Annotated in this window: 12 protein-coding genes; 3 read left to right on the top strand and 9 right to left on the bottom strand. The window is 65.9% G+C overall.

What is annotated here, in order from left to right:
- Positions 1-2: 2 nt before the first annotated feature.
- The 5 genes from J2P76_RS08385 to J2P76_RS08405 all read right to left on the bottom strand — a co-directional run bounded on the left by J2P76_RS08385 (position 3) and on the right by J2P76_RS08405 (position 4929).
- The gene (locus J2P76_RS08385; protein WP_207406164.1) at positions 3-722 is read right to left on the bottom strand and encodes an IclR family transcriptional regulator; all 720 of its coding nucleotides are present in this window, start codon (positions 720-722) and stop codon (positions 3-5) included.
- 15 nt (positions 723-737) lie between these two features.
- Positions 738-1637: an NAD(P)-dependent oxidoreductase gene (locus J2P76_RS08390; RefSeq protein WP_207406166.1), complete on the bottom strand. Its 900-nt coding sequence runs from the start codon at positions 1635-1637 to the stop codon at positions 738-740.
- A gap of 27 nt (positions 1638-1664) precedes the next feature.
- On the bottom strand, positions 1665-3095 hold the full coding sequence (locus J2P76_RS08395; protein WP_207406167.1) for an aldehyde dehydrogenase: 1431 nt from the start codon (positions 3093-3095) through the stop codon (positions 1665-1667).
- A 66-nt stretch (positions 3096-3161) separates the two neighbouring features.
- Positions 3162-4142 (bottom strand): Bug family tripartite tricarboxylate transporter substrate binding protein, encoded by a 981-nt coding sequence (locus J2P76_RS08400; RefSeq protein ID WP_207406169.1) that lies wholly within the window; start codon positions 4140-4142, stop codon positions 3162-3164.
- Positions 4135-4929: an aspartate/glutamate racemase family protein gene (locus J2P76_RS08405; RefSeq protein WP_207406171.1), complete on the bottom strand. Its 795-nt coding sequence runs from the start codon at positions 4927-4929 to the stop codon at positions 4135-4137. The genes J2P76_RS08400 and J2P76_RS08405 overlap by 8 nt, the downstream gene beginning before the upstream one ends.
- 350 nt (positions 4930-5279) lie before the next feature.
- Between J2P76_RS08405 and J2P76_RS08410 the strand changes: the two genes are divergently transcribed.
- The 3 genes from J2P76_RS08410 to J2P76_RS08420 are packed head-to-tail and all read left to right on the top strand — an operon-like array spanning position 5280 to position 8514.
- Positions 5280-6641, top strand: coding sequence for an MmgE/PrpD family protein (locus J2P76_RS08410; RefSeq protein ID WP_207406179.1), 1362 nt, complete (start codon positions 5280-5282; stop codon positions 6639-6641).
- A gap of 34 nt (positions 6642-6675) precedes the next feature.
- Positions 6676-7668: a Bug family tripartite tricarboxylate transporter substrate binding protein gene (locus J2P76_RS08415; RefSeq protein WP_207406181.1), complete on the top strand. Its 993-nt coding sequence runs from the start codon at positions 6676-6678 to the stop codon at positions 7666-7668.
- 36 nt (positions 7669-7704) lie between these two features.
- Complete coding sequence (locus J2P76_RS08420) at positions 7705-8514, top strand: N-acyl homoserine lactonase family protein (RefSeq protein WP_431603386.1); 810 nt, start codon at positions 7705-7707, stop codon at positions 8512-8514.
- On the opposite strand, the gene J2P76_RS08425 is transcribed toward J2P76_RS08420, so the two are convergent.
- The 4 genes from J2P76_RS08425 to J2P76_RS08440 form a co-directional block, all read right to left on the bottom strand.
- Positions 8515-9354, bottom strand: coding sequence for a branched-chain amino acid aminotransferase (locus tag J2P76_RS08425; protein ID WP_207406185.1), 840 nt, complete (start codon positions 9352-9354; stop codon positions 8515-8517). It abuts the gene before it with no gap.
- 68 nt (positions 9355-9422) lie between these two features.
- Positions 9423-10424, bottom strand: coding sequence for an ABC transporter substrate-binding protein (locus tag J2P76_RS08430; RefSeq protein WP_431603387.1), 1002 nt, complete (start codon positions 10422-10424; stop codon positions 9423-9425).
- Positions 10425-10518: 94 nt separating this feature from the next.
- Complete coding sequence (locus J2P76_RS08435) at positions 10519-11499, bottom strand: branched-chain amino acid ABC transporter permease (RefSeq protein WP_207406189.1); 981 nt, start codon at positions 11497-11499, stop codon at positions 10519-10521.
- A complete protein-coding gene (locus J2P76_RS08440) occupies positions 11496-12383 on the bottom strand; it encodes a branched-chain amino acid ABC transporter permease (protein WP_207406191.1) in 888 nt (295 codons plus the stop codon). The genes J2P76_RS08435 and J2P76_RS08440 overlap by 4 nt, the downstream gene beginning before the upstream one ends.
- Positions 12384-12395 lie beyond the last annotated feature (12 nt).

The following is a 12395-nucleotide window of genomic DNA, read 5'->3' on the forward strand; positions in this document are numbered from 1 at the left end:
GCCTAGGCTTTGCCGCCGGGCCAGCGGCCGCCCAGCGCCTGGGTGGCCGCGGCGGCTGCCGCGCCGGCCAGCTGCGACATTTTCTTGATGGCGGCCGGCGTGAAGCGTTCTTTGGGGCCCGACAGGGAAATGGCTCCGCACATTTCGCCATCGGGGCCGAACACGGGGCAGGCCACCGCCGCGCAGTTGGGGTCGCGCTCGCCCATCGAGATCAGCGCCAGCCCGGCCTGCGCCGGCGGCTGGTGCTTGACCAGGTAGGCGGTCAGCAGCCGTCCGGCTGCGCCCTTGTCGAGCGGCAGCAGGTCGCCCACGCGGATGCGGTCGAGGGTGGAATGATGCGAATCGACGCGCAGCAGGCACACGCGCGACTGGGCATCGTGATAGGCGTGGAACGACGCGCTTTCGGTGCCCTGGTCGACCAGCTGGCGCAGCAGCGGCTGCACGGCCTCGGTCAGGCGGTAGGTGGCTTCGTAGGCGCGCCCCAGGCGATGCGCGTAGGGGCCCAGCGCATACCGGCCATCGGCGCGCCGCACGACCAGGGCGGATTTTTCGAGCGAGGCAATGAGCCGCAGCAGCGTGCTTTTGTAGAACCCCGTGGCCCGGGACAGGTCGGCCAGGCTGATGGCGTCGGTGCGTTGGGCGATGGCATCGACGATGGCCAGGGCGCGTTCGACGGCGGCAACGCCGTCGGAAGAGGGCTCGGATTGGGGGCTGCGGCTCATGGGTCGGGCAGGAAGTTAATCGGGGTCGGCCGGGCCGGCATCGATGCTGCGGCTGATGACCGGGAAGTAGCGGTCACCCTGGCCCTGGTCGATGGCGGCGGCGAACCAGCGCTCGACGTTGCGGGCCCCCGATGCATCCACGCCGGTTTGCGCGGCCAGAGCCAGCGCGTAGCGCAAGTCTTTGCGGGCGTACTCGACCGAGAAGGCTTTCTCGGGAAAATCCCCGGGCAGCATAGCCTTTAAGCCATGGTTGCGCAACGCGAAGCTGTCCGCCGACCCGCGGGTGAAGGTCTCGAGCAGCAGTTGCGGGTCGACGCCCGAACGCCGCGCGATGGCGCGGGCTTCGGAAAGCGCGGTCACGGTCTCGAACAGCACCATGTTGTTCAGGATCTTCACCACCTGCCCGCTGCCCACCGGACCGCAGTGCGTGATTTCGGAGGCGAACGTCGCGATCAGCGGCTGCACCCGCGCAAACACGGCCGCATCGCCGCCCACCATCACCGACAGCGTGCCTGCCTCGGCGGCGGCGCGCGTGCGGGCCACCGGGGCGTCGATGAACAAGGCTCCCCTGGCGGCGAATTCCGCGGCCAGGGCGCGCGTCGTGTCGATGGGCGAGGTGCTGGTGTCGACGATTATCTGGCCCTGCCGCGCATGGGCCAGCAGGCCCTGCGGACCGCGCGCCACGTCGGCCACCACTTCGCCGGAAGGCAGCGACAGGAACAGGATGTCGCACTGCTGCGCGACTTCGGCCACCGAGGCGGCGGCGGCCACGCCGTGCGCGGCCAGGCGCTGCAGAGGGGCCGGGTTGCTGTCATAGCCCAGCACCGGCAGCCCGCATTTCTGGGCCAGGTTGCGGCAGATGGGTTCGCCCATTACGCCCATGCCGATGAAGCCGGCATGCTTGAAATCTGTCATGTGTATGGTCTCCGGAACGTGAGGGGCTTACATGCCCCAGTAAATGCCTTTCGATTGCTGGTACAGGCGCAGCCCCGACAAGCCCTTCTCGCGGCCGATGCCGCTTTGCTTGAAGCCGCCGAACGGCGTGGCGATGGACAGCTGCTTGTAGGTGTTGATCCAGACGCTGCCGGCCTCGAGCTGCCGGGCCACCCGCCAGGCGCGCCGGTAATCGGCGGTCCAGATGCCCGCGGCCAGGCCGTAGGCGCTGTCGTTGGCCTGGTCGACCAGATCGTCTTCGTCGTCGAACGGCAGCACGCACAGCACCGGGCCGAAGATCTCTTCGCGCACCACGTGGGCGTCGCGTCCGAGGCCGCCCAGGATGGTGGGCAGGTAGAACGCACCCGCCTGCAGGGCCGCGGCATCGGGGCGCCGGCCGCCCAGCAGCACTTCGCCGCCCTCGGCCAGCGCGGTGCCGACCATGCCTTCGATCTTGTCGCGGTGACCGAACGAGGCGATGGGGCCCATCTGCGCGCCGTCGGCGTCGGGCAGGTCGATTTTCAGCTGCGCCGCGCGCGCCACCAGCTGCTCGATGAACGCCTGGGCGATGCCGCGCTGCACATACAGGCGCGAGCCGGCCACGCACGATTGGCCGCTGCCCTCGAAGATGCCGCCGATCACGCTTTCGATGGCGGCCTGCTGGTCGGCATCGCCGAACACGATATGCGGCGACTTGCCGCCCAGTTCCAGCGCCACCGGCATCAGCTTGTCGGCCGCGGCGCGGGCGATGGCCCGGCCGCTGGCGGTGCCGCCAGTGAACGACACCATGCGCACACCGGGATGTTCCACCAGGCGCTTGCCGGCGGCGGCGCCCAGCCCGGTGACCACGTTCAGAATGCCCGGCGGCAGGCCGGCTTCGAGCGCGATGCGGCCCAGCTCCAGGGCCGGCGACGAGGTGACCTCCGACGGCTTAAGGATGACGGCATTGCCAGCCGCCAGCGCCGGCGCCACCTTCTGCGCTTCCATGGTCATGGGGGAATTCCACGGCGTGATGGCCGCCACTACGCCATAGGGCTCGTACTGGGTCATCGATAAATAGTTGCCGCGGGACGGCGTGACTTCCGCGTTGAGGGTTTCGCAGACCCCCGCGTAATAGCGGAAAGTGGCGGACGCGCTGGCCACCTGGGCCTGGCATTCGCGCCAGACCTTGCCGTTCTCGATCATCTGCAGCCGCGCCAGCGTGTCGGCGTTGCGGTCCATGCCGTCGGCGATGGCGCGCAGCAGAGCGGCGCGCCTGTGCGGCAGCATGTCGCGCCAGGCGGGCTGGCGCACGGCGCGCCAGGCGGCGTCCACCGCCTGATCCACCTGTGCCTCGCCGGCCGCGCTGATCAGGAAGTTGGGCTGGCCGGTGGCGGGGTTGATGGACTCGAAGGTCGAATGCGCGTCCGCGACCCAGTTCGAGCCGATCAGCATTGGCATGGTCTGAGAGGAGGAAGATGTCTTGGTTGCTGGCATGGCGGATGGACTAGTGGTTGAAGGTGGCTGTTATTTATGAACGGCGACACCGGCCTGCGTCGCCACGGTTTTCCAGCGCTGCAGTTCATCTTGCAGAAACTGCCGGAAGTCGGCACGCGTAGAATTGGTCATCGGCTCGATGCCTGCCTCGGCCAACTGTCTGACGGTGTCGGGGTCGTGCGCGGCCTTTGTGAATGCCGCGTGCAGCTTGTCGGCAATCGCGGCTGGCGTTCCCTTCGGCGCCACCACGGCAAACCAGTTCGAAGCAGCTACCTGGGGCAGGCCGAGTTCGGCGGTGGTGGGTAGATCCGGCAGGGCAGGCGACCGTTGCTTGCCGGCCACCGCCAGTCCGCGCATCCGGCCTGACTCGATGAAGCTGCGCAATGGCGGAAGATCCATGATGATGCCGTCCACGTGCCCGGCGACCACGTCGGTCGCGGCGGGCGCACCACCCTTGTATGGTACGTGGGTTACGTTTACATGGGCGGCCGTCTTGAACAATTCGATCGCCAGGTGTGGCAGCCCGCCGGTGCCGGAAGACGCCATGGTCAGGTTCTGCTTGCCGGCCAGGCGGATGAACTCGTCCAGTGTGTGCGCAGATACGGCAGGGTTGATGGCGATGACTTCAGGCGTCATGGCAACGGTACCGATACCTTCGAAATCGCGCAACGGGTCGTAGCGGATCTCCGCCACTGTGTGTGGATTGATGGCGAGCGTGCTGGCGCTGCCCAGCAGCAGCGTGTAGCCATCGGGCGCGGCGTGCGCGACCAGATCGCTGGCGATGGCGCCATTGGCGCCGGGCCGGTTTTCCACGACCATCGGCGCGCCGAGCAGCTGGCTGGCTTTGGCGGCGACGATGCGCGCCACTACATCGTTGGACCCTCCAGCCGCGAAACCCAGTACCAGCCTCACAGGTTTGTCGGGGTAGGAAGAGGCCGCGCTGGCCGCGGCGGCCGAGAACAGGGTTCCAGCCAGCAGGCCGCTCAGGCCCAGGCGCACGAGGTTACGCATGGCTGTTCTCCGATTGCAGGATGCCGTACGAGTTACGGACACTGTTGACGACGTCCCGGGGCGGGGTACGGAACGGCGAATGAATGTGCTGGCTCTTGGCAAGGCCGATAGAGCGTTTCAGGCTGACCAGCGTCTGTGCGAATTTCAGGCCGCAGGCGGTCGTTTCGATGACGGGCACGCCGGTGTTGGCGATGCTGTTGAAGTTGTGCTTGACGAACGCCGGGCCGAACAGCTGGCCGCCGGCGATGATGACGTCCGCGCCATCGGCGATGCATTCGCGGGCGGTCTTTTCGAACTCAACCAGGAATTCGTCGTCTTTGCCTTCCAGGCAGCGCACGAAGTTGTCGTAGGTCATGCCGAACTTGCGCACCGGACGCGTGGCAATAGCCTTGTCCTGGAGCCCGTAGGTGCGAATGTTGTGCTCGATGATGGGCACATAACCTTCGTGCACCGTCAGCATGGCGAACCGGCGCCCTAGCGTCGCCGCCAGCATCATCGCCGATTCGCCCGGCCCCGCCACGGGAATCGAGGCCGCCTCGCGCGCCGCGTATAAGCCGGGGTCCCAGTGGCCGCCGACAATGGCGCCGTCGATGCCCTGTTCTTCCATTTTCAGGATGTCATTGATGACATAAACGTCGTTGATCGTGCCCAGATACAGCGACGAGAGCAATGACGTTGTTTTTTCCAGCCAGCCGATGGTGACGGACACATCGGGACCCATGACGTGTCGCGTATAGGCCTGCAGGGTTTCATCCAGCAGGTCGCCACGCGGCGTTCGATCAGGCATTGCCTTACTCAACCCAATGGGCCAATACAGTTTCATTTTTTCACCAGACATGATGGGAGTCTCCTCTTGTAGGTTGGTCTGTGAGTGCTGCAATCCGGCCGGCCATGACTCGCGGTTTTATCGTTCTGTTAGATAGAACGTATATTCTGTTATTGGCCATTCTGAGCCGATGGACACAGGCTTGTCAAGCATTTGCGGCCTGGCGTCGATGCCTCGCGGCCCACGCCCGCGCAGGCAGATGAATTTGAAGAGAGGCGTTGCATCCTGGGTTCAGGCAGGATAGGATTGCTTCATAAAGAGAATGACTGTTCTGTTAGAAAGAACGATAAGCAATAGGAGCTGAATAGGAAATGGCGAGCACCGATCAAGGCTTAGTAGCGCAGGACATGGCGCATTTCGCGGTCGACGCGGCATGGGACAGCCTGCCGGAACCAGTGCGTCGCGAGGCGGCCAGGGCGTGGTTGAACTGGGTGGCGTGCGCGATCGGTGGCGCTCGCACCGCGACGATGGACGCGGCCGTGCGAGGCTCGCAATCGATGCAGGCGCATGGTGATGTGCCGGTCCTGGGGCGCCTCGAGCGGACGAGCGTGACGGATGCGGCATTGCTCGGGTGCCTGAGTTCTTCGACGCACACCTACGATGACACTCATCTCGCCACCATCACACACCCCACGGGTCCGGTGGCGTCTGCCGCGCTTGCCGTCGCGGCCAGGTTGTCCGCCCAGGGAAGGCCGGTGCAAGGTGCGCATCTTCTGGCGGCACTGGCCGTGGGGCTGGAGTTGACTTGCCGCACCAGTTGCGCCATTGCCGGACGCAGCAGCAAGGGTTGGTACATGACTGGTTTGTCCGGCGGCATCGGGGCCGCCGCGGCCGCTGGCCGCCTGCTGGGGCTGGACCGCGAACAAATGGAGGCGGCGATCGGCCTGGCGGCTGCGCAAGGGTGCGGTTTTCGGGCCACGCACGGCAGTATGGCCATCGCGTATGTGCCTGGGCTGGCGGCGCGCAACGGAGTGGCTGCCGCCTACATGGCGGCCGGCGGCTTCGAATGCAGCACCCATGCCGTGGATGGCAAATATGGCCTGCTGGACGTGCTGACGGGCGGCACCGATGCCGGGCCGATCCGGGATGGGCTCGGTCGGCGCTATGAGTTCCTGAACAACACGTACAAACCCTATCCGTGCGGCATTGTGATCCATCCAACCATCGATGCCTGCCTGGCGTTGTATCGCGAAGATGGAGTGCGGCCCGAAGACATTATTGGCGTCGAGCTGCGCGTGCACCCGGACGCGCTCAACCTGACATGGCGGAAGTTGCCCGACACCGTGCTCGATGCGCAGGTAAGCCTGTTCCATTGGGCCGCTGTGGTATTGGCGCGCGGCGCCGCGGGCGTCGCCCAAGGCGAAATCGATTGCGTCATGGACAGCCAGGTTCGCGGCCTGCAATCGAACATGCATGCCGAGGCAGACCCAGACCTGGCCGATAACCAGGCCATGGTGGTGGTCCGGCTGCGCAATGGAAAGGCCCGCGAACGGTTCACGCGGAACGCCATCGGCAGTGTCACCAATCCGATGACCGACGCGCAATTGGCCGGCAAATTCAGCGAATTGGTCACGCCGGTGCTGGGCGAGGCGGCCTCGGCACGATGGCTGCAGGCTTGCGTGGCGATCGAACAGGCCGCTGATGCGGCCGAGATCGCCCAGCAGGCACATTGAACACCTCACAACTACATATTCTCAGGAGACAGTCATGAATTGGTTTCGTATCCGTTCCTGGCGCGCGGCGGCGCTGGCCGGCGCCGTGTCGTTGGCGCCAATGGCTTCCGCGGGCGCACAGCCGGATCATTTTCCCGACAGGCCAATCACGCTGGTGGTGGGTTTTTCCGCTGGCGGGTCGAACGATATCGTCGCGCGTGCGATTTCGCAGCCGCTGGGGCGAATACTGGGTGTGCCCGTAGTGGTTGAAAACCGTGTGGGCGCAGCAGGCATGATCGGCACGGCCCACGTGGCCAAGGCCGATCCCGACGGCTACACCCTGATGGTGGCCAGCGCCAGCCCCGTAGTCGTCTCGCCCCATACTCAAGCCCACATGGCGTACGATGCCAAGAAAGACTTCGCTGCAATCAGCCTGGTTGGCATCACTCCCGAAGCGCTGGCGGTACACCCCAAGTTTCCCGCCAAGAATCTGGCCGAACTGATCGCGCTGGCCAAGACCCGGGAAATCACGCTGGCTTCGTCGGGCAGCGGAGGGTTGCCGCATCTGGCGATCGAACTCTTCAAGAGCGCCGCGCCGGATACGAAGATCATCCATGTGCCCTACAAGGGCGCCGCGCCCGCGGTTGCCGATACTCTGGCAGGGCATGTCGACGGCGTCGTCGTGGATTTGCCGGCCGTCTACAACCATATCCTGGGCGGACGATTGCAGGGCATTGCGCTGGCCAATGACGCCAGGTCGGAGTTCTTGCCAGACCTGCCCACTTCGGGTGAACAGGGCCTGCCGCGCTTCGTGGCCGTCAACTGGATAGGCCTGCTGGCGCCGGCCAGGACGCCAGGGCCGGTCATCGACAAGTTGCACGCCGCGTTGCTGGCCGTGATGAAGCAGCCGGAAGTCAGGCAAACCCTGGCGCAATCGGCCGTGCAGGTGTCGGTAAGCGATTCGCCGGCCGCGTTCCAGAAATTCTTGAATGACGAATACGAAAAATGGGGCGAGGTCGTGAAGGCATCTGGCGCGAAAGCCGACTGACCAGCGCCGCCGGGCAAGCCAGACAGGAGAACTCCCTTGATCATGCCGGAATACGAAGTCTACGCCATCCGCTATGCGCGCATGGACCGGTCGCGCGTCGCCAACTTCCTGGGGGGAGATCCGCACGACGGCCCCATGCCGATGGATTTCTTCGTCTGGCTGGTGCGAGGCGCCGGCCGGTGCGTCCTGGTCGACACCGGGTTTTCCGCCGAGACCGCCGCGCGTCGCCAGCGTGAGATGCTGCGCTGCCCACTGGACGGGCTGGCAAGGCTGGGCGTGAAGCCGGAACTGATCAGCGATGTCGTGCTGACTCATCTGCACTACGATCACGCTGGCAACCTGGCAAAGGTGCCACACGCCCGGCTGCATGTGCAGGATGATGAAATGGACTACGCCACCGGGCGCTGCATGTGCCATGGCGCCTTGCGCCATGCCTACGAAGTCGAGGACGTGGTTACCCTGGTGCGCCGCGTCTATGACGATCGCGTGGTGTTTCACGATGGCGACGCCGTGCTGTATCCCGGCATCGAACTGCTGAAGATCGGCGGGCATACCAAGGGACTGCAAGCCGTGCGGGTGCACACCGGGCGCGGCTGGGTGGTGCTGGCGTCCGATGCCAGCCACTACTATGAAAACATGGATAGCGGCCGGCCATTTCCCATTGTGTTCAACGTGGCAGACATGCTGGCTGGCCACGTGCGTGTGCGGCAGGCCGCCAGTAGCGCCGCACACGTGGTGCCGGGACACGATCCGCAGGTATTGGCGCGTTACGGCCGCTACCAGAATGACCCTGACATCGCCGTCTTGCACCAGCCGCCGGTTCAGGACGGCACGGCCCGGTCCTGACTATTTGCCGCCGCGCGCATACTCCATGTACAGCCCGTGCGCGCGGCGCGCCAGCGGCCCATAGGGCAGGCCGCGGTCTTCGACCCGGTTGACGTGCACCACCTTGCCGTAGTTGCCGGTGGAAAACACTTCGTCGGCCTGTTCGATATCGGCGCGCGTCAGCGCGCGTTCCTGCACGTCGACGCCGTCGGCGCGCAGTAGGGCCAGCACGCGCTGGCGCGTGATGCCGTTCAGGAAGGTGCCGTTGTCGGCGGGCGTGGCCACCACGCCGTCCTTGGCGATCCACAGGTTGGCGGTGGCGAATTCGGCCACGTGGCCGTCGCCGTCCAGCATGATGGCATTGTCGTAGCCCTTGGCCATGGCTTCGCGGATGGCGCGCTGGCCGTTGGGGTACAGGCACGATGCCTTGGCGTCGGTGGGCGCCATGTTCGACCAGGCGCGCGCGAAGCTGGAAAAGCAGGCCGAAAAGCCCTGTTCGCCCGGCATGGGCACCTTGAAGACATGCAGCACGAACTGCGTCTTGTCGGCTTCGGGCAGCAGGAAGCCGTCGGCGCAGAAGAACATGGGCTTGAGATACAGCGCCTCGCCGGCCGGGAAGCGCTCCACGGCCTGCAGGCACAGGTCGCGGATCTGCTGCCAGCCCAATTGGGGCTTCATCAGCATCTTCTCGGCCGAGCGCACCACGCGCTGGCAGTGCAGGTCGAGGTCGGGCGTCAGGCCGCCGAAGGCGCGCGCGCCGTCGAACACCATGCTGGCCATCCAGAAGGCGTGGTCGGCGGGGCCCAGCAGTTTGGGGTTTTCAGTAGTCCATTGGCCGTCGTGCCAGTAGAGCGCATCCATGTGGTCATTCCTTGAATCGGGGCGCGCCGGCGGGCGCATTGCCTGCGCAGCATACACCCGCGGGCCGGCTACAGGCCGGCCTGCACCCGGTCGGCGACTTCGGCGGGCACCCACTTGCGCCAGACGTCGGGGTACTTGCGCAGGAAGTACTGCGCGGCGTCCTCGGGCTCCGCGCCCTGGTTCTCAAGCCAGCCCAGCGTGTCGTCGATGGCCGGGGCCGGCACGCTGAGCTTGTCGAAGAATGCCTTCAGCCGGGGCGCCTGGCGGGCGAATTCGGCGTTCAGGCCCGTGACCACCTTGTTGGCCTTGAATTCGGTGGGCACCGGGTTTTCGCACTTCGGATCGGTCATGCAGGTATAGGCGGCCTGGTCGAAGGGCGGCAATTGCAGCTTGACCAGGTCCAGCGCGCCCACCAGCGCGGTGGGCGTCCAGTAATAGAACACGATGTCGCGCTTGCGCTTGTAGGCCGATACGATGGCGGCCTTCTGCGCGGCGCCCGAGCCAGGGGCGAACATCGTGTACTGGCCGTCGAGCTTCAGCGCCTTGAGCAGGTTGGTGTTCAGGGTGCCGCAGGCCCAGCCCGCGGGGCAGCCGTAGATGCGGCCGCGGGCCGGGTCTTCGGGGTCGGCGAACACTTTGGTGTAGCGGGCCAGGTCCGCCGCGCTTTTCAGGTCGGGATGGCGTTCGGCCGTGTAGCGGGGGATATACCAGCCTTCGCCGGCGTCGTATACGTGGCCCGCCGCCAGCACCTTGCCCGACTTCAAGGCCTTGTCCCAGGCCACTTCGATCTGGCCGGGCCAGACTTCGGGCGTGACGTCGACATCGCGGCGCTGCAGGGCGGCCAGCATGGCCAGGGTCTCGCCGATTTCCACCGAGGTGGCGCAGCCGTAGCCGTGCTCGACGATAAAGCGCTCGATGCCGGCCAGCACCAGGTTGGATTCCCAGTTCAGGCCGCTGAAGCGCACCGGCTGGTCGATTTCGCATTGGGCCGCGGCCGCGGCGGGCGCTGTCCAGAGCAGGGCCGTGGCGGCGGCCAGCGCGCCCAGCAACAGGCGGGGGGCTCGCGTCATGTGCATGAAGGTCTCCTTGCTCGCATGGTGGCGCCCTGGGGGCGATCGGCCCATTGTACGAGGCGCGGAGCGCGGCCCGGCCAGGGCGCGGCGTTCAGGCGCGCGCGCGGCGCCGTTCCATGAACGCCTGCCATTCGCCCACGATGCCGCGGCGGAAGGCCAGCACGCAGATGATGAAGATCAGGCCGATCACGATGGTGACCGATTCGCCCAGCCGCAGGAACCAGCTGCTGCCGGTGAGGTCGGCCATGAAGCGGCCGAAGTCGCCCACCTTGTTTTCCAGCAGCACCACGATGAAGGCGCCGAGAATGGGGCCCACCAGCGTGCCCAGGCCGCCGATCAGGGTCATCAGGATCACCAGGCCCGACATCTGCCACGTGGCGTCGGACAAGGTGGCCGACACGAACACCAGGGTCTTGGTGGCGCCGGCTAGGCCCGCGATCGCGGCCGACAGCACGAAGGCCAGCAGCTTGAAGCGGTCGACGTCGTAGCCCAGCGACAGGGTGCGCGGCTCGTTTTCGCGCAGCGCCTTGAGCACCTGGCCGAACGGCGAGTGCACGGTGCGCCAGATCACGAAGTAGCCGAACGCGAAGATCGCCATTACCAGGTAGTACAGGTTCAGGTCGTTGCGCAGGTCGATGAAGCCCAGCAGCGTGCCGCGCGGCACGCGCTGCAGGCCGTCTTCGCCGCCGGTGAAGTGCGCCTGCAGGAAGAAGAAGAACACCATCTGGGCCAGCGCGAGCGTGATCATGGCGAAATAGATGCCGCTGCGGCGGATGGCCAGCAGCCCCATCACCAGCCCCAGCAGCGCCGCCACGGCGGTGCCGAACAGCAGGCCCAGTTCGGTGGGAAAGCCCCACACTTTCAGCGCGTGCCCGGCTGCGTATGCCGCGCTGCCCAGGAATGCCGCGTGGCCGAACGACAGCAGGCCGGTGTAGCCCAGCAGCAGGTTGAAGGCGCAGGCGAACAGTGCATAGCACATCACCTTCATGGCAAAAATGGGATACACGCCCACGAACGGCAGGATGGCCACGACGATGGCCGCCGCCGCGTAGCTCAGCAGTTGGCGATTCATTTCTCTTTTCCGAACAGCCCGGCGGGGCGGAGCAACAGGACGATGGCCATGATGATGAATACGACGGTGCTGGAGGCTTCGGGCCAGAAGACCTTGGTCAGGCCTTCGATCACACCCAGCCCCAGGCCGGTGAGGATGGCGCCCAGGATGGATCCCATGCCGCCGATCACCACCACGGCAAACACCACGATGATCAGGTTGGAGCCCATCAGGGGCGAAATCTGCAGCACCGGCGCGGCCAGCACGCCGGCAAAGCCGGCCAGCGCCACGCCGAAGCCGTAGGTCAGGGTCACCATGCGCGGGACATTCACGCCGAATGCCTCGACCAGCTTGGGATTCTCGGTGCCGGCGCGCAGCAGGGCGCCCAGGCGCGTGCGTTCGATGACGAACCAGGTGGTCAGGCACACGGTGATCGAGGCCACGACGATCCAGCCGCGGTAATTGGGCAGGATCATGAAGCCCAGGTTGGTGGCGCCGCGCAGCAGGTCGGGCGTGGGGTAGGGCTGGCCCGACACGCCATAGAAACTGCGGAACAGGCCTTCGATCAGCAGCGTCAGGCCGAAAGTGAGCAGCAGGCCGTACAGGTGGTCGAGCTTGTACAGGTGCTTGAGCAGCAGTTTTTCGATCACGATGCCGAACAGGCCCACCACCAGGGGGGCGAGGATCAGCATGATCCAGTAGTTCAGGCCCAGATACGACAGCCCCATCCAGGCGACGAAGGCGCCCAGCATGTAGAGCGAGCCGTGCGCGAAATTGATGACGTTCAGCAGTCCGAAAATGACCGCCAAACCCAGCGACAGCATGGCGTAGAAGGACCCGTTGACCAGGCCCAGCAGCAGCTGTCCGAGCAAGGCCTGTAGGGGGATGCCGAAGAGGTCGATCATGTCGGGAAAATC

It is taken from the genome of Bordetella petrii (genome assembly GCF_017356245.1).
GTDB classification, from domain to species: Bacteria; Pseudomonadota; Gammaproteobacteria; order Burkholderiales; family Burkholderiaceae_B; genus Bordetella_A; species Bordetella_A petrii_D.